23 protein-coding genes and 1 tRNA gene are annotated in these 24,534 nt (G+C 54.4%); 14 read left to right on the top strand and 10 right to left on the bottom strand.

From position 1 onward, the window contains the following. Positions 1–270: 270 nt before the first annotated feature. The 7 genes from DFG60_RS06265 (at position 271) to DFG60_RS06235 (ending at position 7,908) form a co-directional block, all read left to right on the top strand. On the top strand, positions 271–1,890 hold the full coding sequence (locus tag DFG60_RS06265) for a SulP family inorganic anion transporter (RefSeq protein WP_232818650.1): 1,620 nt from the start codon (positions 271–273) through the stop codon (positions 1,888–1,890). A 103-nt stretch (positions 1,891–1,993) separates the two neighbouring features. Further along, a tRNA-Leu gene (locus tag DFG60_RS06260) sits at positions 1,994–2,077 on the top strand. A 133-nt stretch (positions 2,078–2,210) separates the two neighbouring features. Continuing rightward, entirely contained in the window at positions 2,211–3,107 is an 897-nt protein-coding gene (locus tag DFG60_RS06255; RefSeq protein ID WP_114570884.1) for a phosphotransferase family protein, read from the top strand. A gap of 111 nt (positions 3,108–3,218) precedes the next feature. Then, positions 3,219–3,986: a transporter substrate-binding domain-containing protein gene (locus tag DFG60_RS06250; protein WP_114570883.1), complete on the top strand. Its 768-nt coding sequence runs from the start codon at positions 3,219–3,221 to the stop codon at positions 3,984–3,986. 57 nt (positions 3,987–4,043) lie between these two features. After that, on the top strand, positions 4,044–4,688 hold the full coding sequence (locus DFG60_RS06245) for an amino acid ABC transporter permease (protein WP_114570882.1): 645 nt from the start codon (positions 4,044–4,046) through the stop codon (positions 4,686–4,688). Next, complete coding sequence (locus DFG60_RS06240) at positions 4,685–5,413, top strand: amino acid ABC transporter ATP-binding protein (RefSeq protein ID WP_114570881.1); 729 nt, start codon at positions 4,685–4,687, stop codon at positions 5,411–5,413. Before DFG60_RS06245 ends, DFG60_RS06240 begins: the two co-directional genes overlap by 4 nt. Before the next feature lie 176 nt (positions 5,414–5,589). Then, positions 5,590–7,908 (top strand): HAMP domain-containing sensor histidine kinase, encoded by a 2,319-nt coding sequence (locus DFG60_RS06235; protein ID WP_232818649.1) that lies wholly within the window; start codon positions 5,590–5,592, stop codon positions 7,906–7,908. A gap of 63 nt (positions 7,909–7,971) precedes the next feature. Here the strand turns inward: DFG60_RS06235 and DFG60_RS06230 are convergent, their stop codons facing one another. Continuing rightward, positions 7,972–8,199 carry a PspC domain-containing protein gene (locus DFG60_RS06230; protein WP_114570879.1) on the bottom strand — a complete coding sequence of 76 codons (228 nt, stop codon included), beginning with the start codon at positions 8,197–8,199 and terminating at the stop codon, positions 7,972–7,974. Between the two features lie 377 nt (positions 8,200–8,576). On the opposite strand from DFG60_RS06230, the gene DFG60_RS06225 reads away from it, so the two are divergent. From DFG60_RS06225 to DFG60_RS06200, 6 genes are all read left to right on the top strand, one after another. After that, positions 8,577–11,411 carry a 2-oxoglutarate dehydrogenase E1 component gene (locus DFG60_RS06225; protein WP_114570878.1) on the top strand — a complete coding sequence of 945 codons (2,835 nt, stop codon included), beginning with the start codon at positions 8,577–8,579 and terminating at the stop codon, positions 11,409–11,411. A gap of 39 nt (positions 11,412–11,450) precedes the next feature. After that, positions 11,451–12,710: a 2-oxoglutarate dehydrogenase complex dihydrolipoyllysine-residue succinyltransferase gene (gene odhB, locus DFG60_RS06220; protein WP_114570877.1), complete on the top strand. Its 1,260-nt coding sequence runs from the start codon at positions 11,451–11,453 to the stop codon at positions 12,708–12,710. Between the two features lie 226 nt (positions 12,711–12,936). Then, positions 12,937–13,815 (top strand): glycerophosphodiester phosphodiesterase, encoded by an 879-nt coding sequence (locus DFG60_RS06215; RefSeq protein WP_114570876.1) that lies wholly within the window; start codon positions 12,937–12,939, stop codon positions 13,813–13,815. A gap of 109 nt (positions 13,816–13,924) precedes the next feature. Next, positions 13,925–14,749, top strand: coding sequence for a DUF1572 family protein (locus DFG60_RS06210; protein WP_114570875.1), 825 nt, complete (start codon positions 13,925–13,927; stop codon positions 14,747–14,749). Between the two features lie 16 nt (positions 14,750–14,765). Beyond that, positions 14,766–15,185: a VOC family protein gene (locus tag DFG60_RS06205; RefSeq protein ID WP_114570874.1), complete on the top strand. Its 420-nt coding sequence runs from the start codon at positions 14,766–14,768 to the stop codon at positions 15,183–15,185. Further along, complete coding sequence (locus DFG60_RS06200) at positions 15,172–15,801, top strand: VOC family protein (protein WP_114570873.1); 630 nt, start codon at positions 15,172–15,174, stop codon at positions 15,799–15,801. The genes DFG60_RS06205 and DFG60_RS06200 overlap by 14 nt, the downstream gene beginning before the upstream one ends. Positions 15,802–15,849: 48 nt before the next feature. Here the strand turns inward: DFG60_RS06200 and DFG60_RS06195 are convergent, their stop codons facing one another. Further along, complete coding sequence (locus DFG60_RS06195; protein WP_114570872.1) at positions 15,850–17,007, bottom strand: globin domain-containing protein; 1,158 nt, start codon at positions 17,005–17,007, stop codon at positions 15,850–15,852. 168 nt (positions 17,008–17,175) lie between these two features. Between DFG60_RS06195 and DFG60_RS06190 the strand changes: the two genes are divergently transcribed. After that, the gene (locus DFG60_RS06190; RefSeq protein ID WP_114570871.1) at positions 17,176–17,601 is read left to right on the top strand and encodes an RrF2 family transcriptional regulator; all 426 of its coding nucleotides are present in this window, start codon (positions 17,176–17,178) and stop codon (positions 17,599–17,601) included. 44 nt (positions 17,602–17,645) lie between these two features. Here the strand turns inward: DFG60_RS06190 and DFG60_RS06185 are convergent, their stop codons facing one another. From DFG60_RS06185 to DFG60_RS06150, 8 genes are all read right to left on the bottom strand, one after another. Then, positions 17,646–18,290 (bottom strand): 50S ribosomal protein L25/general stress protein Ctc, encoded by a 645-nt coding sequence (locus tag DFG60_RS06185; RefSeq protein WP_114570870.1) that lies wholly within the window; start codon positions 18,288–18,290, stop codon positions 17,646–17,648. 203 nt (positions 18,291–18,493) lie between these two features. Continuing rightward, the gene (gene mnhG, locus DFG60_RS06180; protein WP_114570869.1) at positions 18,494–18,865 is read right to left on the bottom strand and encodes a monovalent cation/H(+) antiporter subunit G; all 372 of its coding nucleotides are present in this window, start codon (positions 18,863–18,865) and stop codon (positions 18,494–18,496) included. Continuing rightward, positions 18,849–19,133, bottom strand: a complete 285-nt coding sequence (locus DFG60_RS06175; protein WP_114570868.1) for a Na(+)/H(+) antiporter subunit F1 — start codon at positions 19,131–19,133, stop codon at positions 18,849–18,851. The genes mnhG and DFG60_RS06175 overlap by 17 nt, the downstream gene beginning before the upstream one ends. Continuing rightward, entirely contained in the window at positions 19,133–19,609 is a 477-nt protein-coding gene (locus DFG60_RS06170; protein ID WP_114570867.1) for a Na+/H+ antiporter subunit E, read from the bottom strand. The genes DFG60_RS06175 and DFG60_RS06170 overlap by 1 nt, the downstream gene beginning before the upstream one ends. A 1-nt stretch (position 19,610) precedes the next feature. Next, positions 19,611–21,098 carry a Na+/H+ antiporter subunit D gene (locus tag DFG60_RS06165; RefSeq protein ID WP_114570866.1) on the bottom strand — a complete coding sequence of 496 codons (1,488 nt, stop codon included), beginning with the start codon at positions 21,096–21,098 and terminating at the stop codon, positions 19,611–19,613. Beyond that, positions 21,091–21,432, bottom strand: a complete 342-nt coding sequence (locus DFG60_RS06160) for a Na(+)/H(+) antiporter subunit C (RefSeq protein WP_114570865.1) — start codon at positions 21,430–21,432, stop codon at positions 21,091–21,093. Before DFG60_RS06160 ends, DFG60_RS06165 begins: the two co-directional genes overlap by 8 nt. A gap of 2 nt (positions 21,433–21,434) precedes the next feature. Next, a complete protein-coding gene (locus tag DFG60_RS06155; RefSeq protein ID WP_114570864.1) occupies positions 21,435–21,860 on the bottom strand; it encodes a Na(+)/H(+) antiporter subunit B in 426 nt (141 codons plus the stop codon). Further along, on the bottom strand, positions 21,857–24,211 hold the full coding sequence (locus DFG60_RS06150) for a Na+/H+ antiporter subunit A (RefSeq protein WP_114570863.1): 2,355 nt from the start codon (positions 24,209–24,211) through the stop codon (positions 21,857–21,859). The genes DFG60_RS06155 and DFG60_RS06150 overlap by 4 nt, the downstream gene beginning before the upstream one ends. Positions 24,212–24,534: the final 323 nt, after the last annotated feature.

The following is a 24,534-nucleotide window of genomic DNA, read 5'->3' as shown; positions in this document are numbered from 1 at the left end:
CCGTTATGCATTGAGATGGAGGACTTCAAGATTGTCCGACCGGACGGCATGTAAGTGGAAATGACGAAGGTGGGATATAATGAGTTGCGGTACGGCGGGATGCCGAGTGAAAGACGCCTCGCCGCTTTGATTGTGTCAAAAACATGAAGATCACCGCGTGAATGGCAGTGTTACCGCTTACTTCTCCCTGTGAATGTTTACACTCGACCCGTCAGGAATTATGATGAGGAAGAAGAATGTGAAATTCATAACAAAGAGAAAGAAGGAACGATGATGCGCTGGACCGCGGACGACCGTTTTGGCCGAATCAACAGAGAGACAATCAAGAAGGACGCAGTGGCAGGGGTGACGGTGGGGGTCGTCGCAATCCCTCTGGCCCTCGCCTTCGCCATCGCGAGCGGCGTGCCCCCGATATTCGGTTTATACACGGCCGTCTTCGCGGGTATTCTCGTCAGCCTGTTCGGTGGATCCCGTTTTCAAATCGCCGGGCCGACCGGGGCGTTCATTCCGGTCGTCTCCGCCATCGTCCTCGCGCATGGTTACGAGGCGTTACTCGTTACGACGATCCTCGCAGGCATCATGCTGATGCTTATGTCAGTGTTCCGACTCGGACAATTGATTCGTTTCATGCCGACGTCCGTGACGATCGGTTTCACTGCAGGGATCGCCGTCGTCATCTTCTTCGACCAGATCGATGAGGCGTTTGGCATCGCTTACGAAAAGCAGCCGCACTTTCATCAGAACGTCGTGTCCTTGATTGCTCAACTGGAGACGGTGAACGGTTATGCGCTGGCGACGGCGGCGATCGGTTTTCTGACGCTGTTCATCTTGCCGAGACTGCCGCTCCGTCTCCCGCTCCTTCTGACTGCCTTGATTGTGCCTACACTGTGCTCCACCTATCTTTTTCCAGGGCAGGTCGCGACGATCGGTTCCTCCTACGGAAACCTGCCGACTGGATTTCCACAATTTCGGTTGCCGACGGCTGACTGGGCGATGATCACTTCACTGATCAAACCTGCCTTTGCGATCGCTTTTCTCGGGGCAATCGAGTCACTTTTGTCCGGTACGGTCGCTGATGGGATGAGCGGATCACGCATGAAGCCGGACCGCGAACTGTTCGGACAAGGACTGGCGAACGTCGTCGCACCATTTTTCGGAGGAATGCCGTCGACCGGTGCGATTGCACGAACGGCGACGAATATCCAGGCCGGTGCGCTGAGTCCGCTGAGCGGCGTGATCCACTCGCTGACAGTCCTTGCGGCAGTGCTTTTTCTCAGTCCGCTCGCCAGTTACATTCCATTGGCAGCGATGGCGCCATTGTTGATGCGCGTTGCCTGGAACATGTCGGAACGGCACCATGTATGGCGTATCTTCAAGACGAGATCGCTTGAGGCGGTCGTGCTCGCATCGACACTTGCCTTGACCGTCTTCTACGACCTGACGATTGCCGTCGAAATCGGGATCGTCCTTTCCGTCTTCGTGTTCACGAAACAGATGGCGAAAGAGACCCGCGTCAGACAGTTGACCTCGCGATATGATGTCCGGGACGGACGAATCGCCGTCTTCGCGATCGAAGGACCACTTTTCTTCGCAGCAGTCGAGGCATTCGAACAGGTACTCAAACATGACCTTCATCAGAAGCCGCAACTGACGATCCTGAACCTTCATCGCTGTCCCGTCATCGACTTGACGGCACTCGAGCAGCTCGAACGACTGGTGAAAGACTTGCAGAAGGACGGACAGACGGTGATGCTGTCCTCACTGTCGACGACCGTAGCTGACAGGATCAGGAATACGGAAGTCGAGCGACTGATCGGACCGGCTGCGATCCATGAGACGACACAGCATGCGATCGAGGTTGCGGAAGGGTTGCTTCTGAAGAGGGCATGAAGAGATACAGGCGGGGCGGGTAGGATAAATTGTTCTGCGTGCCCCAATTTGTTGATTGACAAGGATTGAATAATAAAGTATGCTAATATTGTAAATACGACATGCCGTCGTGGCGGAATCGGTAGACGCGCTAGACTCAGAATCTAGTGGTGGCAACACCGTGGAGGTTCAAGTCCTCTCGTCGGCATCTAAAGATCAGGCACCTTTCAATACGGAAGGTGCCTTTTCTCATCCACTTTCATGGAGATGATCGTAGAATAGTTGTGCAATACACTTATTTCAATCACCATATTAGATGGAAACAGGAAAGGAGCTGCAAGATGCTTGAAAAGGGAAAATTGATGAAAGCGATCAACGAACAATCGGCAGATGTCATTGAAGGAGGATTTTCGGACGATGTGAAATTTCTCGTCACGATAGGCGATGAACGGTACCTCGTCCGGCGAAGCGACAAGTCCGTCCTCTTGAGGAAGGAGCAGGAGTTCAAGATGCTACGCCGGCTCGAATCACTCGGTGTCGAAGCGCCAAAAGCATATGAACTGCATGTCGACGGTCGGCACGTCTACCTCGTCCTGTCTTATCTCGAAGGAGAGGATGGGACTCGTTTCCTCCCTAAAATAGCGAAAAATCGACAATACGCCCTCGGACAAGACGCCGGCCGTTGGCTTGCTCAGCTCCATCGCGCAACGCTTTCAGACGATCATCCGGACTGGTCGAGCGTGATCGAGTCGAAATGGCGGCGCTATCTCGAGCGTTATGATTCGTGTGGCGTGACGTTTTCAGGAGAAGAGGAGGTGCGCACCTTCATCGAGGCGAACCTGGATATCCTCGCGGGTCGACAGACGGTTCTTCAACACGATGATTTCCATCCGTCGAACATGATCTTCTCCGGTGAAACGTTCGTCGGGGCAATCGATTTCGAACGATATGATTTCGGTGATCCGCTGTTCGAGTTCACGAAAGTATCCCTTTTTACGGTAGAGACGAGCATCCCGTTCGCGCAGGGGCAAATCAGTTCATATCTCGAATGGAGGGACGAGCCCGAGTTTTTCCGGTTCTACTCGCTCTACACAGCGATGATGCTCCATATGTGTGTACCTTGGGCAGTCGAAGCGACACCGACGCTCGTTGACGAGATGGTCGCCCGGGTCGAGCGGATCGTCGATGAGCATGATCACTTCCGCTCATATAAGCCGAGCTGGTGGCAAGAAGATTGAAAGCATCATGAAAGAAGATTTCGAAAATTCAGTTTCAATATTGCGCGAAATAGGCGACAATAGGGATAACGGATGTATTCTGTAATCTATCTAAAAAGGAGTGTAAGCGTAATGAAGAAAAAAATCATGATGTCATTATTCATGGTCGTAACGCTTCTGCTTGGTGCATGCAGCATCGGTAACGATGATTCAGGTACGGTCGACAAGGACAAAGTATACAAGGTCGGCATCGACGTGACGTATCCGCCATTCGAGTACAAGGATGGCGACACGTATAAAGGGATCGACATCGACTTGATCAACGCGATCGCGAAGGATCAGGACTTCAAGATCGAATTCGAAGCGATGGACTTCGGCGGAATCATTCCTGCACTCCAGGCAAAGCAGCTCGACATCGCAATCGCTGGTATGAGTATCACGCCGGAACGCAAGAAAATCGTCGACTTCTCCGATCCGTACTTCGAGGCAGGATTGATTCTCGTCGTCAAAGAGGACGAGAACACGATCAAGTCTGTCAATGACTTGAAGGGCAAGAAGGTTGCCGTCAAAAAAGGGACGACTGGTGCGAAGTACGCGACGGACAACGCAGACAAGCTCGGCATCGAGGTGACTCAGTTCAACGACAGTCCTGCCATGTTCCAAGAGGTCAAGAATGGAAATGCGGCAGCCCTGATCGAAGACTATCCGGTCATCTCATATGCAAACAAGCAACAGAACCTCGGCCTCAAACTCGTCGGAGATCGTCTGAATGGAGATAACTACGGAATCGCCGTGCTCAAAGGTGAGAACGAGGAACTCCTCAAGAAAATCAATAAAGGCCTCGCGAACTTGAGAGAGAGTGGGGAATACGACAAAATCGTCGACACTTATCTGAAATGATCACCGGGGGCGCGCTGAATTTCTGGCGCGCTTTCCTGATGAAAGGGAGTTGAATCCATGGAAGTCGCACAGAAGGCCTTACCGTATTTCATAGAAGGTCTGCAAATCACACTCTACATCTTCATCATCGCCGTCATCGTCGGTTTCCTGATCGGGCTTATCGTCGCGCTGATGCGCCTCTCGCCGGCCAAACCGCTTCAGTGGCTTGCCATCGTGTATGTCGATGTCATCCGAGGGACGCCGTTCATCGTCCAACTCTTCTTCATCTACTTCGGACTCAATTCGCTCGAATGGCTTTCGATGGACCGGATGTACGCCGGTATACTGACAGTCGCGATCAACGCGGGGGCCTATTTCGCTGAGATCATCCGTGCCGGCATCCAGTCGATCGACAAGGGACAGACGGAGGCTGCCCGCTCCCTCGGGATGACGGGACGCCAGACGATGGTCCAGATCATTTTGCCGCAGGCGTTCCGCCGGATGCTTCCGACGATCACGAACCAGGCAATCATCAGTCTGAAGGATACGTCACTTCTGTCGATCATCGGGATCGCCGACTTGACACAGCAAGGACAGGTCCAGCAGGCGACGACGTTCGAGCCATTCATCGTCTGGACGATGGTCGGACTTCTCTACTTCGTCGTCATCTATCTCCTGTCGTTGCTCTCGAAGTTCCTTGAAAGGAGGTTCACACTACGATGAGCATCATCAAAGTGACGAACTTGAAAAAATCTTTTGGCGACGTGGAGGTACTAAAGGACATCAATGTCGAGATCGCGGAGCAGGAGGTCGTCTGTGTCATCGGCCCATCCGGATCGGGTAAGAGTACGTTTCTCCGTTGTTTGAACCGGCTTGAGGAAATCACGGGCGGCCACGTCATCGTCGACTCCTTCGACATCACGGATCCTAAAATCAACATCAACAAAGTACGGGAAGAGGTCGGGATGGTATTTCAGCATTTCAATCTCTTCCCCCACAAGACCGTGCTCGAGAACATCACCCTCGCCCCGATCAAGGTGCGTAAGTCCGACAAGGCCAAGGCGGATGAACAGGCGATGCAACTTCTCGACAAGGTCGGACTCCGCGATAAGGCGGGCAGTTATCCTGGCGAACTGTCAGGCGGACAGAAACAGCGCGTCGCGATCGCAAGGGCGCTCGCGATGAACCCGAAGATCATGCTGTTTGACGAACCGACTTCTGCGCTCGACCCGGAAATGGTCGGAGACGTGCTCGCCGTCATGAAACAGCTCGCTCTCGAAGGGATGACGATGGTCGTCGTCACGCACGAGATGGGTTTCGCAAGGGAAGTAGGGGACCGCGTCCTGTTCATGGACGGTGGTTACATCGTCGAAGAGAACGTGCCGGGCGCCTTGTTCGACGCCCCTCAACACGAACGGACGAAGTCGTTCCTAAGCAAAGTTTTGTGAAATGGAAAATATGTAAAAATCCGCGCGAGGATCACTCGTGCGGATTTTTACGTTTACAATTCTTTTTTTTGCTACAATAATAAACAGATGGCAGATTTTATCATCGCTATCGCCACCTCGCTTCTTAAGGAAATCAATAAACAAATTCGAACATGAATATACGGAGGGACCGAACTGTGGTCAAAAAATGGATGAACATGAAAATCGGTCGACAGTTTTCGATCGTCTCGAACACCGTGCTCGTCCTCGTCCTGTTGTCTTCGCTTTTCGTCTATGGGCGGGCGAATCAACAGATTGAAACGACGCGGGCTGCCGTACAGGCCACTGAGGCGGAAATCGTCCATACGAGGGATCTTGGCATGGCATGGCAGGGGGCGGAAGCAGAACTGCGACTGTTGCTCGCCGGCGGCAATGCCGAAGCGGCACTGGAACAACGACTCGAAACGGTTCGGGACGAGACGTCCTGGTTCGAACGAAAAGGATCAACAGACTCCAAAAGTTTCACAGAGCTCTCTCGAGGACTGCTAGGCACATATGAGGAACGTCTGGCAGCAGTTCAAGATGATACGCCTTCAGTTGAGCGTGTCCTTCAACTGTCCGGTGCGAAACGACTCGATCAGTTGATTGAACGGACCGAGCGCCACTTGGGGCAACTTCAGCTGAAAGCGCAAAGCGAAAAGGATATTTTGCTCGAGCAGTTCAACCTGATCCAGCTCGTCTGGTTCGCGGATCTTGCGATCATCTTCCTGCTCCTGTTCCTATTCGTCCGTCCGCTTCTGTTCCGGATCGTCAATCACATCGAACGTCTTGTCAAGAACAGCAAACTGCTCTCGACTGGAGAGCAGTTCGAGGACATCCCGGTACCGAACCGGAATGATGAATTGCGCATACTGACGCTGTCCTTCAATCAGATGGCTTCATCCATCGCAAAGTCGCAGCAAGAGCTCGTACAAAAAAATAAACTGTTGCGGGAAAGTCATTTCCACCTGAAGAGCCGAAACGAGATGACGGAGGCTCTCGCGACGCGGGAAAGTCTTTCCGCCTATCCACTCGTGCTGAAGAAACTGATCCAGATCACCGGCTCGGTAAAAGGCGCACTCGTCCTGCTCGACGGTCAAGAAATCGAAAAGGTGATTTCGAACGGTGTCATGGAAGAAGAGTTGCTCAGAGCGGATTCGCTCGTTCGCCAAGTGATCTCGAGTCAGCAGACGGTCCAGCAGACGAATGGAGAACAAGGGGAGATTCTCTACGAGACGGTCGTTCCAGTCGAGGATCCGTCGACTAAAAAAATGATCGCCTTGATCTATCTCTCGCATGAGGATCAACGGTACAGCATCATGCAGCTTGAGGACGTCCATGCCTTCTCCCGCAAGTTCGCCCTATCGCTGCTGCGGCTGCGCGTGTTCGAGGAGATGGAGCGCGAGAAGACGAAGACGGATCAGCTCCTCAATTCGATACGGGAAGCCGTCGTCTACATCGAGCACGACTCGCGCCTCGTGTACGTCAATAAACCTCTCCAGTCGATGTTCCCGGAGTATGAGCTGTCGATCTCGCGGACAGGTCTCCATCATATCGAGGATGAGCTTGCGGGGATGATCAAAGCAGTCGATGAGCCGGACGCGTTCAGAAAATACGTCAACCGGGTGTTGCGACGCGACATCCCGGATGAGAGTCTCCAGTTCTCGGTCCGGGAAGGAAGCATCTTCATCCAGCTGTATGCTGAGCGGATCTTGATCGATGACAGCTGGCAAGGGACGATGCTCGTCCTTCGCGACATCTCGAAGGAAGTGGAGTCGGAACGTCTTCAGTCCGAGTTCGTATCGACGATCTCCCACGAGCTGAGAACGCCGCTCGCCTCGATCCTCGGATTCACGGAACTTATGCTTCACCGCCAGCTCCCGCAGGAACGCCAAAAAAATTACTTGAAGACGATCCACGGAGAAACGGAACGTTTGTCCGAACTCGTCAACAACCTGCTCGATGTCCAGCGGATGTCTGCCAACCAGATGACATATCAAAAGGAGTGGTTCGACCTCGCTGAGGTGATGGGACAGCTATGCCGTCTCTATGATGCTTCCACCGAACGCCATAGAGTCTTATTTAAGCGAAATAAGAAGGAAGACTTCGCGCTTCGTGCGGACGAGGAGAAAATTCGTCAACTGTTGAACAATCTGCTCAGCAACGCTGTCAAGTATTCGCCAGAGGGCGGGACGATCACGGTCAAATTGTCACGGGAGAGGGATCAATTCCATCTGTCCGTCACGGACGAAGGAATCGGGATACCGAAGCAGGCGATGCCGCAACTCTTTACGAAGTTCTATCGTGTAGACAACTCGGCGACACGAAAAATCGGCGGAACCGGCCTCGGTCTCGCGATTTGCAAGGAAATCGTGATAGGACATGGCGGTTCGATCGATGTCGTCTCCGAGACGGGAGAGGGAAGCACGTTCCAAGTGAACTTGCCGATCGAGGCAGGTGTGCCCGTGCAAGGATGAAATCATGAAGAAGGCACCTATTCACGGAGATGAATAGATGCCTTCTTTTTTCGTCCTTTTTGCTTAGAACGCCTCTTCGTTTGCACGTAGCGGATCGACCGCTTTCGGAGGATTTTTCATGACGAGTGCGAGGATGATGTAGATCAATAGACCGGGTCCTCCAAGTAATGTCAAAGCGATGAAAATGACGCGGACGATGACCGTGTCGATGTCGAGGTAGCGTGCGAGGCCGGCACATACTCCGGCGACTGCGGCGTTATCCGGATCCTTGTAAAGCGGTTGACGTGCCATGATGTTTTCCTCCTTTTTTGATGAATCAAGCGTCTACCTTAGAGCATTTCGACGAAATCTGCCAAACCCCTTCATATGAGAAAACTTCTGTTCATAAATTACTTCGGGAAGGGTCATAAGTAAAACTTATAGATTCTCCAGTGATAAATTGGGAATTCGAAACGCACCGATGGAAAAGAAGTAGTAATATAATAACTAAGGAAAGGCAGAGCAATCGTTTGTCTCACAATTGCTCGTATGAGTCCGCCTGTACCTTTTTGGGGTGAAGGATGGGGTCATTTTTTTTGAAGGGTTTGAAAGCGCTAACAGATGGACTTTGGATAGAGGAATCAGAGCCGTCTGAACAATCGATTATGTTGAATTAGGGGGAACACATTATGGGACACCAGGAACAGGGTCAATCGTTTTACGGTCCTAACCTCGGGTATATCATCGAGCTCTATGAGAGATACCAGGAGGACCCGCAATCCGTCGATGACGAGACGCGTCGCTACTTCGAGGAGCACGGCGCACCAGTTACCGACAAGCCAATCATGACAGAAGGCGTCGATATCGAGAAATACCTCTCTGCCTCACGTCTTGCGGAGCAGATTCGGGCGAAAGGTCACCTTGCGGCCGATATCTATCCGCTCAAGGACCACCCACGTGAGAAGGAACTATTCGAGCTGTCAGCCTATGGGTTGACGGAAGGCGATCTCCGTGCGATGCCGGTATCGATCATCTGTCCGGATGCTCCGAAACATTTGAATGATGCCTACGAGGCGATCGGACATCTCCTTTCCCAGTACACGGGTTCAGCAGCTGTCGAGTTCCAGCACGTCGATGACATCGAGGAAAAGCGCTGGTTCCGCCAAAAAATCGAGATGGGCGCGTTGACGCCGAAACTCGATGATGAGCAGAAAAAACAGTTGTTCAAACGTCTCGCTGAGACGGAACTGTTCGAAAAGTATCTTCATAAGACATACGTCGGACAAAAACGTTTCTCGATCGAGGGACTCGACGCGATGGTGCCGCTTCTTGATACGATCGTCGCCCATCTGACACTCCATGGATCAGAGACGATCAACATCGGGATGGCACACCGTGGACGCTTGAACGTCCTCGCGCACGTCCTCGGAAAACCGTATGAGATGATCTTCGCCGAGTTTCAACATGCGCCGAACCACGACCTCGTCCCTTCGGAAGGCTCGATCGGTATCACGTACGGCTGGACCGGAGACGTGAAGTATCACCTCGGGCTGAACCGGAAGATGAACGGGGAGAACTCGAAGACGGTCCGGATGACTCTCGCGAACAACCCGTCCCATCTCGAGTTCGTCGACCCGGTCGTCGAAGGATTCACACGCGCGGCACAGGACGACCGGACGAACAACGGAAAAGCCGTTCAGTCGAAGGGAGCCGCAGCAGCAATCCTGATTCACGGTGACGCGGCGTTCCCGGGTCAAGGAATCGTCGCCGAGACGCTCAACCTTGCGAACCTGAAGGGGTACAACACGGGCGGAACCGTCCACATCATCGCGAACAACACGATCGGTTTTACGACCGACCCGATGGATTCTCGTTCGACTCGTTATTCGAGCGACCTCGCGAAAGGTTTCGAGGTCCCGGTATTCCACGTCAACTCGGACGAACCGGAAAGCTGTCTCGCTGTCGCCTTGCTCGCGAGCGAATATCGTGCCAAGTTCCAAAAGGACGTCCTGATCGACCTGATCGGTTACCGCCGTTTCGGCCACAACGAGATGGACGAGCCGATGAATACGAACCCGTTGCTCTATAACCTGATCCATAAGCACCCGACGCTCCGGTCGCTCTACGCGGACCGTCTCATCGAGGCGAAAGTAGCGACGAAGGAAGAAATCGGACAGATCGAACAGGAAATCAATGATGTCATGAAGGCGGCACGGGACAAGGTACCGAACACCGAGAAGGAATATGGCGGTGTCGTGCCGGATGTCGTGTTCAAAGGAATTCCACGTATCGAGACAGGCGTCGCACTCGACTCGCTGCGGACTTTTAATGAAGAGTTGCTCAAATGGCCGGAAGGATTCCAAGTGTTCCATAAGCTCGAGAAGGTGCTCAAACGCCGGACCGAGGCTTTCGATGCGAAGAACGGCATCGATTGGGGTCATGCGGAAGCGCTGGCATTCGCCTCGATTCTTGCTGACGGTACACCGATCCGTTTGAGCGGTCAGGATTCGGAGCGCGGAACGTTCGCGCAGCGTAACGTCGTCCTGAACGACCATACGAGCGGTAAGAAGTTCTCTCCGATGCACGGACTAAGCCAGGCGAAAGCATCGTTCGATGTCTTCAACAGTCCGCTCTCCGAAGCTGGCGTGCTCGGGTTCGAATACGGTTACAATGTCTTCGCTCCTGAGACGCTCGTCCTTTGGGAGGCTCAGTATGGAGATTTCGCGAACTCGGCACAAGTCATGTTCGACCAATTCATCTCGGCGAGCAGAGCGAAATGGGGACAAACATCCGGCCTCGTCATCTTATTGCCACACGGCTATGAAGGCCAGGGTCCTGAGCACTCGAGCGCACGGCTTGAGCGCTTCCTTCAGCTCGCTGGAGAGAAGAACTGGTCGGTCGCCAATGTTTCAAGTGCGGCGCAATACTTCCATATCCTCCGCCGTCAGGCAGCCATTCTCGGCAAGGAGGAGGTTCGCCCTCTCGTCATGATGACTCCGAAGAGTCTGCTTCGTCACCCGCTCGCCACTTCGAGCGTCTCGGATTTGACGACAGGCAGCTTCGAGCCGGTCGTCGAACAGGCTGGACTCGGACAGGAACCGTCACGCGTCGAGCGAATCGTCTTTGCTTCAGGGAAGGTCGCGATCGACCTTGCTGAGCAGATCTCGAAAGCGGAAGAGGATCTCGGCTGGGTGCATGTCGTAAGGATTGAAGAACTCTATCCGTTCCCGGGCAAACTGCTCAAGGAGATCATCGCCCGTTATCCGAACGTCAAAGAGTTCGTCTGGATTCAGGAGGAACCGAAGAACATGGGTCCATGGACATACATCGAACCGCGTCTCGAATCAGTCGCGCCGGACCACATCCGCACGATTCGCTATATCGGACGCAGACGGCGCTCAAGTACTGCTGAAGGGGATCCGACAGGGCACAAGGTCGAACAGGCCCGCATCTTGAAGGAAGCGCTGACGCGCGGGGAAGCATCGTTTGCGACAGCATCCAGGTCTTCTTCGACAGAAGGCTAATATAATCGATTCATCACTTTTTCTAGGGGGACGAACGGGATGGAAATCAAAGTACCAGAACTTGCAGAATCAATTACGGAAGGGACAGTCGCTTCTTGGCTGAAACAACCAGGCGACCGTGTCGAGAAGGGCGAGGCGATCGTCGAGCTCGAAACAGATAAAGTCAACATCGAAGTCCCGTCAGACGAAGCGGGGACATTGACGGAAGTGATGGCAGCTGAAGGGGACACGGTACGCGTCGGCCAGACGATCGCGATCGTCTCTGCGGGCGAGACATCGGTCGCAGCACCGGTTGAAACAGTGCAACCTGAAGCACCTAAGGCAGAAGCGCCGAAAGAGGCAGAGAAACTGGCTGCCCCGGCTGAAAAGGCACAATCTTCAGCGTCTAAACCGATCGCCTCTCCGGCAGCACGCAAACTCGCACGTGAAAAAGGCATCGACCTCGCTGACGTCGCCACTGCGGATCCGCTCGGCCGGATCCGTGTACAGGACGTCGCGACGTTCGAGGTCGCACCGCGCCAGGCTCAGGCTTCACAGGCGTCTGCCGCTGCACCGAAGACGGCTCCAGCTCCTGCGCCGGCAGCAGCTCAAGCAGGTAAACCGGAAGAGCGGATCAAGATGACGCGCCGCCGCAAGACGATCGCGAACCGCCTCGTCGAAGTCCAGCAGACGGCAGCGATGCTGACGACGTTCAACGAAATCGACATGTCTGCCGTCATGAACCTTCGCAAGCGGCGCCAGGAGAAGTTCGTCAAGGACAACGACGTCAAACTCGGATTCATGTCGTTCTTCACGAAGGCATCGGTCGCGGCACTCAAGAAAATGCCATACTTGAACGCTGAGATTCAAGGGGACGAAATCGTCCTGAAGAAATACTATGACATCGGAATCGCCGTCTCTGCTCCGGACGGTCTGGTCGTACCGGTCGTCCGTGATGCCGACAAGAAGAACTTCGGTGAGATCGAGAAGGACATCATCCATCTCGCTGAGAAGGCGCGCGGCAACAAGCTCGGGCTGTCTGATTTGACGGGCGGTACGTTCACGATCACGAACGGTGGAACGTTCGGTTCGCTCATGTCGACACCGATCCTCAACGGACCGCAAGTGGCGATCCTCGGAATGCACTCGATCAACCTCCGTCCTGTCGCGATCGACGCGGAGCGGATGGAGAACCGTCCGATGATGTACGTTGCGCTCTCGTATGATCATCGGATCGTCGACGGCCGTGAAGCCGTCACATTCCTCAAGCACGTCAAAGAATTGCTAGAGGACCCAGAATCACTCTTGTTCGAAGCCTGATCATGAAGGCGACTCATTTCTTCTACTGCGATACAGGCAGAAGGAATGGGTCGTTTTTTTTGATGAAGCAGAGGCCGCCAAGGCTGTAATGGTCTGTCAGCTTCATGACAAGCATGTCATCCATTCTTCGTAAATCCCTCATAAGTTCTTCATTGCCCCTTTACGAACAGAACGTAGCATAAGGGTGTGGCTAAGAGCACACGAAGTTCGAAAGGGGAAGATAGAGATGAAACGTAAAATTGGGGCGATGCTTTTGACTGGACTGGCGGTAACGGGAGCCGGGAGCGCTTCTGCGGCTCCTGCGAATGATCTCCTTTCGCAAGACAGAATCTTGACGATCGCACACCGTGGGGCTTCCGGATACGCGCCGGAACACACGATGGCCGCCTATGAGCTTGCGCAGCTGAAACTGAAGGCTGATTACATCGAAATCGATCTGCAGATGACCAAGGACGGAGAACTGATCGCGATGCACGACGAGACGGTCGACCGGACGACGAACGGAACCGGAGAGGTCAAGTCGATGACGCTCGCTGAAATCAAGCAGCTCGACGCCGGAAGCGACTTCAATGCAGCGAATCCAACGTACGCGAAGGCGGAATACGCTGGTGCCGAAGTGCCGACGCTCGAGGAGGTGCTTGACCGGTTCGGCAAGGGGGCGAACTACTATATCGAGACGAAATCGCCTGAGGTCTATCCGGGAATGGAGGAGAAACTGCACGAGACGCTGAAGTCTCATGGATTGGTCGGGAAACGGAATCATGAAGGTCAGGTGCTCGTCCAATCGTTCAGCGAGGCGAGTCTGCAAAAAATGCGAAAAATCGATCCGGAAGTACCACTCGTCCAGCTGCTCGAAGCGAAGGACATGCTCCTGATGACGAATGAACGACTTGACGAGATCAAGTCCTATGCCATCGGTGTCGGTCCATCGTTCAAAGGCGTCACGGCCGAAAACGCGCGGATGGTGAAAGAGAAGGGCCTCCTGCTTCATCCGTACACGGTGAACGAGGAGCCGGACATGCGTCGAATGCTCGACCTTGGAGTGACGGGCGTCTTTACGAACTATGTCGATCGCTTCGAACAAGTGTTGAAATCCTATAATTGAAGACTGCAAGGATCCCGTGGCACCCGCGCGGGATCCTTTTTCTGGTCTCCTGGAAGGAAGGGGAGTGCAGTACCGTCGTCGAAAGAAGGAAGCGAAGGGGGAAAGACATATGAACAGCAAACAACATTTTCTGCAGGTCGTCCGTGCGCGCTTGCATGATTTGAAAAAGACGGCGGACCGGGCACTCGTCCAAATCGATGAGAAGTCACTGCACCGGATACTGGCGAAGGATACGAACAGCATCGCCTTGATCATGCAACACGTCTCGAACAATATGCGCTCACGCTGGACCGATTTCCTGACGAGCGACGGCGAGAAGCCGAACCGGAACCGTGATGCCGAGTTCGTCGACCAGCGAAGATCGCTGAACGAGCTGAAGGGCGACTGGGACGAAGCGTGGCAGCTCGTCGATGACGTGATCGCAGGCCTCGATGAAGAGGACTTGATGAAGATCGTCTACATCCGTCAAGAGGCGCACACCGTGATGGAGGCGATTCTCCGACAGCTCGCTCACTACGCCTATCACGTCGGTCAGATCGTCTATCTGTCAAAGCATTTTGCCGGAGACGCCTGGCGCACCCTGACGATTCCTCTGCCTGACGAAGGGTCGATCGAGAGACTTGAACGGAGCCATCTTAAGCCTGACGTCCGAAGCTCGATCGAGGCGGTCATGAACCTGCTCGACGAGTATTACGTCGAATTCGGCAGTTCGGGCAGGGTGTTCAGGCGAGCGGGCTATGCGGACAGTCCGCTTCCGGAGGATGAGATGGAGATGGAGGACTTCAGATGTGTTCTTCTCGCACCGGATGTCGCCCATACGACCTATCGCGTCGTCAATCTGACCCGCGGGACGGTGACGAACCGAAGCTCCATCTGGCGCCAGGAGAACGGCGCCTGGAAGCTGTACTTCCATCAAGGGACGAAAACCGGCTAAGAAGGGGGCGTTCACCATGCAAGAACAGAAGGTCTATCCGTTCCTGTTATTTGACGGCGCCGCGACGGAGGCGATGCGGCTATATGAAGAAGCACTCGGTGCAGAAGTCCTGTCTGTGCTCCATTATGGTCCTGGCAGTGGAGCAGAAGGAAAAGTCATGCATGCGATCTTCCGCCTGAAAGGCGAACTGGTCATGTGCGCCGACGATTTGATGCAGTCCGGCCATCGATTCAGTCCGGCGCTCTCGCTGTTCGTCAGTTGTGATTCAGACGACGAGATCGAGCGGGCGGTCGAGCTGCTGGCGCAGGACGGCAACGTCATGATGTCGCTCGGACCGCTGAAGGAACTCGGTCAATTCGCATGGGTCGAGGACCGATTCGGCGTGTCGTGGCAATTGAACGTGCCGCCTGCGGAGCAAGATGATGAGAATCACTAATGTAGAGCTGTATGCTGCTTCAATCGAACCACTCATCCCGTTTTACGAATCGATCGGTTGGAGACTGAAACACCGGACAGCAGACCACGTCTGCTTCAGGGTCGGCTGGACGACGGTCTGTTTTCGGGATGGAGAACCGTCGAACTATCATCTTGCGCTCCATCTCGCATCAGATGCGTTCGTTGAGGCGAGGTCTTCGATTCCGGTACCGCTTCTTATCGAAAAAGGAAAGGACTCTGTCCACTTCCCTGCTTGGAATGCGGATTCATACTATTTCCTGGATCCTCTCGGAAACATCATCGAGTGGATCGCGCATCATGAACCGGGCCTAAAGAGGATTGGTCCTGCCGCTTCGCCTCTAGGTGTCAGTGAAATCGGGATCGTCGTCAAAAACGTTCCAGAAGCTGTCGCTTGGTTGAAGAGGATGGGTCTAACGCCATGGCAAAAACCGAGTGATACTTTCGCCGCTGTCGGTGACGCTGAAGGACGACTGATCATCGTTCCTGCCGGCCGGAGATGGTATTTCTCAGACGCCACGTCAACCTTCGCGAAGACGACCGTCCGGATCGAAGGCATCGGAACGATTCGCACGGTGGACGGGCGCCTCTCTGTTTAAAGAAATGAAAAAAGCAGCCCTGCTCTTATGAGCGGGGCTGCTTACGTATTATGCGTTCGCCGTGCTGACGGCAAGAGACGGGCCGAACACCTCGTAGTGGATGTGCTCCGCAGTCGTCGCAGCGAGACAGGCGTTGACTACGTACTGGAGCATCGCTTCCGGACCACAGATGAAGACTTCCGCGTCAGTTGCGTTACGTTCGAGTGTAGCGGCATCGATGTAGCCGGACACGACATCAGCGTCCGCGTTCTGTTCCGCATAGTAGAGGATTTCAGCGCCGCGTGACGCGAAGTCCTCGAGCTGTTCTGCAAAAGGCCGGTCCGCATGATCCTTGACGGCATGGAGGACGGTGACCTTGCGGCGCAGGCGAAGGGCCTGGTCCGCGAGCGAGAGGAGCGGTGTCAGACCGATTCCGCCGCCGACGAGTACGACCGGTGAGTCAGATCCGTCAAGGACGAAATGGCCGGCCGGCGCACTGATTCGGAGCACGTCCCCGACACGGATGTTATCATGAAGATGAGTCGAGACGATGCCGTCCTTCTTCGCTGCGAATCGGTAAGACACGCCGTCATATGCCTTCGAGAGGCTGTACTGACGGTGGTGGAGAATCTCTTCCGTCGGGATTTCAGCCTGGACCGAGATATATTGCCCCGGCTGATAAGGTGCCAGGCGCATGCCGTCTGGCGGTGTGAGGACGAATGACTTGACGTCGTTTGATTCCTTGATGATCTCCGTCACCTCGAACGGGACGAACCCTTCGAACGCATTCTCCTTCACTTCCTGATAGAGTGTCGCCTCGAGTGCGATGAAGACACTTGCAATCTCTCCGTATGCTTCTGCCCATGCGTTGATGATTTCGTCTGTCGCGGCGTCCCCGAGTACTTCTTTGATTGCCGCTAGCAGGTTTTCCCCGACGATATCATACATCTCCGGCGTGATCTGGAGACTGCGGTGTTTATGGAGGATCGGCTGGATAGCCGGGATGATCGCCTCGAGTTGGTCGATATAGTTTGCGGCCGCATAGACGGCATTGGCAAGCGCCATCGACTGGCGGTCCTGTTTCTGGTTCGTTTGATTGAACAAGTTCTTCAGTTGCGGATTGTTCTCGAACAGACGGGCGTAGAATCGTTTCGTGATGGCGTGGCCATGCTCCTGGAGGACTGGAACTGTCGATTTGACGATAGTGATCGTTTCTTGGCTTAACACTTTAAAGCATCCCCTTTATAATGGTGTTTGAAAAGCACTGTGCCTTCTCATTATTGAGGGAATGGGTATTTAAATCAATAGATTAAATACTAGATTAAAAACAGTTCAAGGATTTGTAAAAAATATGACACGATTCTTTCACATGTTGTCCACAAAGGAGGGTAATCCATGCGCATCACACAATACACGGACTATGGACTTCGCGTCTTGATTTATCTCGGTCTCAGCGAAGGGCTGACCCCGATGCCTGTCATCGCTAGTCATTATCAGATCTCAGCGAACCACTTGATGAAGGTCACACAAGAGCTGACGCGGCTCGGCTACGTGAAATCGACGAGAGGGCGCTACGGAGGTCTTGAACTTGCCTGTGCGCCGAGCGATATCAACATCGGCAAGGTGGTCGAACAGATGGAACCGGACTTCAATCTGGTCGAATGTTTCTCTGAGGACGGGTTTTGTGCGATCGAGCCTTCCTGCATGCTGAAGCATATCCTCGCGAAAAGCCTCCGTCTGTTCCTCGATGAACTCGGTAAGTATACACTCGAGGATCTGATCAAAAACCGCAAGCAACTGTCACTGCTGCTGCACAGTTGAAGGCATACGAAAGAACCCCGGACATCGTCCGGGGTTCGATTGCGTCATTCGTTTTCTTTCTTTTCTTCCTCAGAAGTTTCAGCGCCTTCAGCCTCTTCTCCTTCTGCAGCACCTTCGCCTTCTTCCTCCGGCTCCTCGAGCGCGACTGGTTCGTTGACCGAACAGATTTGCTCTTCAGGATCAGCAACTACCTTGAATCCTTCATATTCCGGAAGATCGCCGACTGTCAGGGAATCACCGATCTTAAGTTCCGTAACGTCGACCTCGACACGTTCCGGCAACTTGTCCGGTGTCGCCGAGACAGCGAGTTTATAGAGTGTCTGCGCGAGGAATCCGCCTTCCTTGACGCCTGCTGGATCGCCGACGAGGACGAGGTCGGTCTCAACCTCGGTCTCAGCATCCATCCGTACGGCAACGAATTCAACGTGCGTGATTTCGCTCGACAACGGTTCAGATTGCGCTTTGTGCATGAGCGTGTTCACTTTTTTACCATCGAGTTCCATCATGATGAGGGCATTCTCACCATGCTCACGGAGGATTTTCTTAAGTTCGCGTTCATCGAACGTGATTGGCGTACTTTCAACTTGATAACCGTATACGACGGCAAGTGTCTTGCCTTCTTTTCTAAGCTCTGCTCTCCGTGCTCGTGGACGGAGTTCTCGTTTTTCTACCTTCAATGACACTGACATGATCAATAGGCCCCCTTTGATAGTGTGAAGCTCTTTTTGTATTGCTTGATGCTCTAGAAAGTATGTACCCCGGATTGGCGTACTTTGAAACATCATGTCTTAAAAAAGCGGCATTTGAAGCCGTTTTTCTGAAAATAAAACGGATGGTGGCGTGAAAAAGACCCCTGTACCGCCTAGCGGTTGCAGAGGTCTTGCATATGGCTTCAGTTGGGTTTTCGCTTCTTCGGACCGACGTGCTCCGTATTCTTCGACAGGTCGTCCTGGACCGTCCCGTGCCAGAGTGGCACGTCAGAGTAATAGGCAGCACGTGCGATCAGGTGTCCGCCGACCGGAGCCGTGATCAGGACGAAGAATATGCCGAGCACGACGCGGGAAGAAAACAATCCGTCCTCGACGTAGAAGTGGATCAATACGGCTATCAGAATGCTCATGACGCCGAGCGTCGCACTCTTCGAGGCAGCATGTGTCCTCGTATAGATGTCAGGAAGCCGAACGAGCCCGATGCCGGTGACGAGGCTGAAGATCGTCCCGATCAGCGCGAAGGCTGCGATGAGGTAATCACTGATTGCGGTCACGTTCGATGATCACTCCTTTCTCGAGGTATTTGGAGAACGCCACAGTCCCGATGAAGGCTAGGATCCCGATCAGCAGGATGACTTCGAGGTAGACGCTCGTCCGAAGCAGGATCGAGATCAACCCGATCACGGAAATCAGGCTGATGCCGATCGAATCGAGTGCGACGATCCGGTCCGCCGTCGACGGACCCTTGACGACACGATAGAACAATCCGAGCATCGACAGGAAGACGCCTGCGAGTGAGATGAAGAGAATCGTATCGAGCATCAGCGGCTCACCTCCAGAATGGATTTCTCGAAACTGTCGCGAATCGAAGCGATCGCCTCACTTGCCTCCGGCATGTGAAGCGCATGGATATAGAGGGTCTTGTTGTCGTCCGATATGTCGACGACGAGCGTTCCAGGAGTCAGGGTGATCAGCAGCGAGAGCAACGTCACCTGCCACCCGTGCGTCAGTTCCGTCTCATAAGCGAAGATGCCGGGCTTGATGTCGAGCCTCGGCTTCAAGATGATCGATAGAACCTGGAAGTTCGCGACGATCAGTTCATAGAGGAAACGGAGGAGCAGGGCGGTCAGCGCGACGACCGGACCGAGATAGAATCGCGTCTTGAACGTCCGTCTCATCGCGAACATGATCAATAGACCAAGCAAGTACCCGATCAGAAATGCACTCGTGGTGAATGAACCGGACAGGAACATCCAAAGGAACGCGAGAAAGAAATTGAGCAGAATTTGAAACGCCATGTCAGCTTCCCTCCTTCAGGACGGCTTCGATATAGACGGACGGGTCGACGAGCGGATCGACCGCCTGCGTGACGTAAGGACGGACGAACTCGGTCCCGATGCCATAGAAGACCGTCAGGATGACGAGGCAGGCGGCAGGGAGCAGCAGGCGTCCGCTGACCGCTTTGCGTTTCCCGGCATATCGTCTCGGCGTCCCCCAGAAGCCGCGGATGAAAATCTGCATGACGGAGTAGAGGACGAGCAAGCTCGAAACGAGGACGAGCGCAGGACCGATCCAATATCCGGCCTCGAACCCGCCCCGGACGATCAGCAGCTTCCCGACGAAGCCGCTCAGCGGCGGGATGCCTGCGAGTGAGAGGGCGGCGATGAAATACGTCCAGGCAAGGCGCGGATAGTCCTTGATCAGACCGCCCATCTCATTCAGGCGGCTCGTTCCGGTGATGCCGATCATCACACCGATCAATAAAAAGAGTGCGGCTTTGATCAGCATATCGTGTACGAGATAGAAGATCGCGCCCTCGAGCGACTGACGGGTCATCACGGCGACGCCGTAAAGGATGACCCCGACCGCGACGACGATGTTGTAGATCAGAATCTGCTTGACGTCTCGGGTCGCGAGCGCGCCGATCACGCCGATGACGACCGTCGCGAGCGCGAGAATGGCGAGCAGCTCATGCGTAAACCCGGTCTCGTGATAGAAGAACAGCGTATACGTCCGGATGATGGCATAGACACCGACCTTCGTCAACAGTGCTCCGAACAAGGCGAGCACCGGGATCGGCGGTACGTGGTAGGAACCCGGCAACCAGAAGTAGAGCGGGAAGATCGCCCCCTTCAGACCGAAGACGATCAGAAAGAGGACGGCGATGACTGTCAGAACACCGGTCTGCCCGCTCTGTGCGATCTTCTGTGAGATGTCTGCCATGCTGAGCGTGCCGACGATGCCGTACAGATAGGCGACCGTGATGACGAACAGCGCGGACGAGATGACGTTGATCAGCACGTATTTCAGCGACTCCCGAAGTTGTTCAGGTTTACCTCCAAGGACGATCAGGACGTAAGAAGAGATCAGGAACACTTCGAAGAAGACGAACATGTTGAAGATATCCCCGGTCGTGAAGGCGCCGTTGACACCGACGAGCAGGAACTGCACGGCGATGTAGTAGAAAAAGCGTTCGTGCTCATCAGACAGGTAGACCGTAGAATACCAGAGCACGGCGAACGTCAAGATCGACGTCGACAGGACGAGCAACGCAGACAGCATGTCAGAGACGAGCGTGATGCCAAACGGTGCCGGCCAGCTGCCGAGCGTGACGCTTTGGATCCCGCTCGTCCTGACGACCTGCGTGAGGACGACGGAAGCTAAGATCGTCAGCATGGTGGAGATGAGGGAGACCGCCCGCTGAGCCTTGATCCGCTTCGGAAAGAACATCAGGATGACCCCCGTCAGAAGCGGCAGGAGAATCGGCAGTAGAGGCAAGTTAATCATACGAATCGTTTCCTTTCATTTCTTCGATGTTATCGGTCCCAAGTTCCTGGTAGGCCCGGTAGGCGAGTACGAGGAAGAACGCGGTCACGCCGAAGCTGATGACGATCGCCGTCAGGACGAGCGCCTGCGGAAGCGGGTCCGTATACGCGGTGACGCCGTCCTTGATGACGGGTGCGTCACCCGTCTTCAGTCCGCCCATCACCATGACGAGCAGGTGTGCAGCGTGGCTGAGCAGGCCGGTTCCGATGATGATGCGAAGAATACTTTTCGACAGGATGAGATAGACAGCGCAGGTCACGAGGACACCGGCTGCAATGGCCATGATGATTTCCATCGTCAATCACTCTCCCCGATCGTCTGGATGATCGTCATCGTCACACCGACGACGACGAGGTAGACGCCGAGATCGAACAGCATCGCCGTATGGAGCGAGGTCTTCCCGAACAACGGCAAGTCGAAGTAGTCATAGGCGTGCGTGAAGAACGGGACGTTGAAGAGGAGCGCCCCTGAAGCGGTCAGGACCGAGATGAGCAGCCCGAGCGTAGTGATCCACTTATAGTCGAACGGCAAGATCGTCCGGAGCGTCTTCAGGTCGAAGGCGAGAAGGACGAGGACGAGTGCCGCAGATGTCATCAATCCGCCGACGAACCCTCCGCCCGGCGTGTAGTGGCCGGCGAAGAAGAGATGGACGGCGAACAGGAAGATGATGAACGTGATGACGCTCGTCACCGTCTCGAGGATGACGTCATTCGTATGTTTCATCGCGGGTTCCCTCCAGTCTTTCTGAATTTAATCATGGCATAGATGCCGAGCGCGGCAATCGCAAGGACGCTGATTTCGAACAGTGTATCGAAGCCGCGGAAGTCGACGAGGATGACGTTGACCATGTTACCGCCGCCGGCGAGATCGTAGACATTCTTGATGTAGTAGCTCGAGATCGAAGCGAACTCTCTGCCGGCGAGGGCAGAGAGTGCGACGAGCGTCACAGTCGCACCGACGAGAATCGAGATGGCCGCGTTGCCGAGTTTGAACTTGATCCGCTCCTCCTTCCGGCTGATGTCCGGCATGTGATAGAAGACGAGCAGGAACAAGGCGACCGATACCGTCTCGATGACGAGCTGGGTCAACGCGAGGTCCGGCGCACGGAACAGGACGAAGAACAGGGCGACCGAATATCCGACTACACCGAGCAGGACGATCGATGTCAGGCGGGACCGCGCGAACGTGATCGCGACAGCTGATATCAACATGACGCCGAGCAGGATCATCTCGTAAGCCGTGACATCGGATGCTCTATCCGGCAAGGAGAAGCCGTCCATCAGCCAAAGCGTCGACAGGACGATCGTGACGATGAAGCCGAAGATATAGACGAGGTACGATCGCATATAACCAGTCATGACGGCGTCATGAAGCCCGGTCGAACTCCGTTCGCCATAGACGAGCGATGCATCGTAGATCCGGTTGAACAGTCCAGCCCCTGCCTGTCTGTTCCATTTTCGAAGCGTCAGGACGAGGAACGCACCGAGACCGAAGATCAATATTGTCAGTGCGAGCTCAAGGTTGAACCCATGCCACATATAGATATCGACTTTCGGCGTCTTGAGGGCGACTGCTTCGACCGCTGGGATGATGAACGGCTTCGCGAGTGCGTTCGGGAACAGACCGACGAGGACGACGAGGGTGACAAGCACGAGCGGCGAGACCAACATGCCGACCGGGGCTTCATGGGCCTTCTTCGGAAGTTCGTTGCGCTTCCCGAAGAACGTCTCTTTGACGAGCATCAAGCTATAGACGAAGGTGAAGATGCTCGCGACGACACCGAGGACGAGAAGGATGGTCCCGTACGTCCGAAGATCCCTGACACCTCCGTGCATCAGGTCGGTGAGCGCCGTCAGGAACATCTCCTTGCTCAGGAAACCGTTGAAAGGAGGGACGCCAGCCATCGACAGTGTGCCGATCAAGGCGATCGTAAGGGAGACCGGCATGACCTGAGCGAGTCCGCCAAGCTTGCGAATGTCACGCGTCCCCGTCTCATGGTCGATGATTCCAGCCATCATGAACAAGCTTCCCTTGAAGGTCGCATGGTTCATCAAATGGAAGATAGCTGCGACGGTGGCTGCAAGCGCGAGGTCCTGCTGCCCCTCGCTGCTTAAAGAACCGACGCCGAGTAATGACATGATCAGTCCGAGCTGGCTGACGGTCGAGTAGGCGAGGATTGCCTTCAAGTCCGTCTGACGAACTGCGCTGACCGACCCGTAGAGCAAGGTGATCATACCGACGCCGCTGACGAGATAGAACCAGAGTGGCGTGTCAGCGAAAACCGGACTCATTCGTGCGACGAGGTAGAGTCCGGCCTTGACCATCGTCGCGGAGTGGAGGTAGGCACTGACCGGCGTCGGCGCCTCCATCGCGTCCGGCAACCAGATGTGGAACGGGAACTGTGCCGACTTCGTGAAGGCACCAAGCAGTATGAGTACGAGCGCCGCGATGTAGAAAGGCTCATCCTTGAAAGCCCCGGATGCCGCGATGACTTCGCGGATGCTGAACGTGTCAGCGAGCAACGACAGGATGCTGATCCCGCCGAGCATCGCAAGGCCGCCAAACACGGTGATGAGCATCGATTTTTGTGCCCCGTAGCGTGAACGCTCCTTCTGATACCAGTAACCGATCAGTAGGAAAGAAGAGATCGACGTCATCTCCCAGAACAAGTAGAGTACGATCATGTTGTCAGACAGCACGACGCCGAGCATCGCCGTCATGAACAGTAGAAGATAGACATAGAACGTATGGAGCGATTCCTTCTTGTCGAGGTAGTAGATGGAGTAGAGAACGACAAGTGCGCCGATGCCGGTGATGAGCAATGCGAACAGGAGCGAAAGCCCGTCGACATAGACGGTGAAGTCGATACCGAGCGACGGAATCCATGGCATCTTCTCCATTCTGACGCCCCCTGCAGCGACCTCGGAAACGAAGCGGCTGAAGAACAGGACGAGCGACACGGGTACGGCGAGGACGAACCAGCCGGTGTGGATTCGATGCAACGATCTTCTGATGATTGGAATGAACAGACTTGCAAAAAGCGGCAACAGGATTGCCAAATGAAGCAGTGACACGACTTTCCCTCCTTTGTACAGACGCAGACGAAATGAAGAAGGGACGGTGTGCGCAAGCTGCGGTTGCTTGTGACTCGTCCCGGATCAAGGTGCTGCATAGGTCTATGGAAAAAGTATAACGCAGTTTTCACAGTCTTGCAGTGTCTGAGACGGGCGGATACCGCTTCACTCCTTGTTTTTCTTCGAGATTGTTAAATATGTAAGAACACGGGGGAAAGTCCAAAAAAATTTTTTTGGAATGATCGCCGCCAAGGGAAGGATTCGAATTTCACGGAACAGGGAACATTCAACGATATAGCAGTCTACTATCATATTTATTGGAG

It is taken from the genome of Exiguobacterium flavidum, from assembly GCF_003344535.1.
In the GTDB taxonomy this organism is placed as follows: Bacteria; Bacillota; Bacilli; order Exiguobacteriales; family Exiguobacteriaceae; genus Exiguobacterium_A; species Exiguobacterium_A flavidum.
This window is presented reverse-complemented; position numbering and strand designations above follow the sequence as displayed.

Excerpts from the sequence above, each read along its gene's own strand:
- DFG60_RS06265 (WP_232818650.1), top strand. The coding sequence starts at position 271 with ATGATGCGCTGGACCGCGGACGACCGTTTTGGCCGAATCAACAGAGAG.
- DFG60_RS06255 (WP_114570884.1), top strand. The coding sequence starts at position 2,211 with ATGCTTGAAAAGGGAAAATTGATGAAAGCGATCAACGAACAATCGGCA.
- DFG60_RS06250 (WP_114570883.1), top strand. The coding sequence starts at position 3,219 with ATGAAGAAAAAAATCATGATGTCATTATTCATGGTCGTAACGCTTCTG.
- DFG60_RS06245 (WP_114570882.1), top strand. The coding sequence starts at position 4,044 with ATGGAAGTCGCACAGAAGGCCTTACCGTATTTCATAGAAGGTCTGCAA.
- DFG60_RS06240 (WP_114570881.1), top strand. The coding sequence starts at position 4,685 with ATGAGCATCATCAAAGTGACGAACTTGAAAAAATCTTTTGGCGACGTG.
- DFG60_RS06230 (WP_114570879.1), bottom strand. The coding sequence starts at position 8,199 with ATGGCACGTCAACCGCTTTACAAGGATCCGGATAACGCCGCAGTCGCC.
- DFG60_RS06225 (WP_114570878.1), top strand. The coding sequence starts at position 8,577 with ATGGGACACCAGGAACAGGGTCAATCGTTTTACGGTCCTAACCTCGGG.
- odhB (WP_114570877.1), top strand. The coding sequence starts at position 11,451 with ATGGAAATCAAAGTACCAGAACTTGCAGAATCAATTACGGAAGGGACA.
- DFG60_RS06215 (WP_114570876.1), top strand. The coding sequence starts at position 12,937 with ATGAAACGTAAAATTGGGGCGATGCTTTTGACTGGACTGGCGGTAACG.
- DFG60_RS06210 (WP_114570875.1), top strand. The coding sequence starts at position 13,925 with ATGAACAGCAAACAACATTTTCTGCAGGTCGTCCGTGCGCGCTTGCAT.
- DFG60_RS06205 (WP_114570874.1), top strand. The coding sequence starts at position 14,766 with ATGCAAGAACAGAAGGTCTATCCGTTCCTGTTATTTGACGGCGCCGCG.
- DFG60_RS06200 (WP_114570873.1), top strand. The coding sequence starts at position 15,172 with ATGAGAATCACTAATGTAGAGCTGTATGCTGCTTCAATCGAACCACTC.
- DFG60_RS06190 (WP_114570871.1), top strand. The coding sequence starts at position 17,176 with ATGCGCATCACACAATACACGGACTATGGACTTCGCGTCTTGATTTAT.
- DFG60_RS06185 (WP_114570870.1), bottom strand. The coding sequence starts at position 18,290 with ATGTCAGTGTCATTGAAGGTAGAAAAACGAGAACTCCGTCCACGAGCA.
- DFG60_RS06175 (WP_114570868.1), bottom strand. The coding sequence starts at position 19,133 with ATGCTCGATACGATTCTCTTCATCTCACTCGCAGGCGTCTTCCTGTCG.
- DFG60_RS06170 (WP_114570867.1), bottom strand. The coding sequence starts at position 19,609 with ATGGCGTTTCAAATTCTGCTCAATTTCTTTCTCGCGTTCCTTTGGATG.
- DFG60_RS06165 (WP_114570866.1), bottom strand. The coding sequence starts at position 21,098 with ATGATTAACTTGCCTCTACTGCCGATTCTCCTGCCGCTTCTGACGGGG.
- DFG60_RS06160 (WP_114570865.1), bottom strand. The coding sequence starts at position 21,432 with ATGGAAATCATCATGGCCATTGCAGCCGGTGTCCTCGTGACCTGCGCT.
- DFG60_RS06155 (WP_114570864.1), bottom strand. The coding sequence starts at position 21,860 with ATGAAACATACGAATGACGTCATCCTCGAGACGGTGACGAGCGTCATC.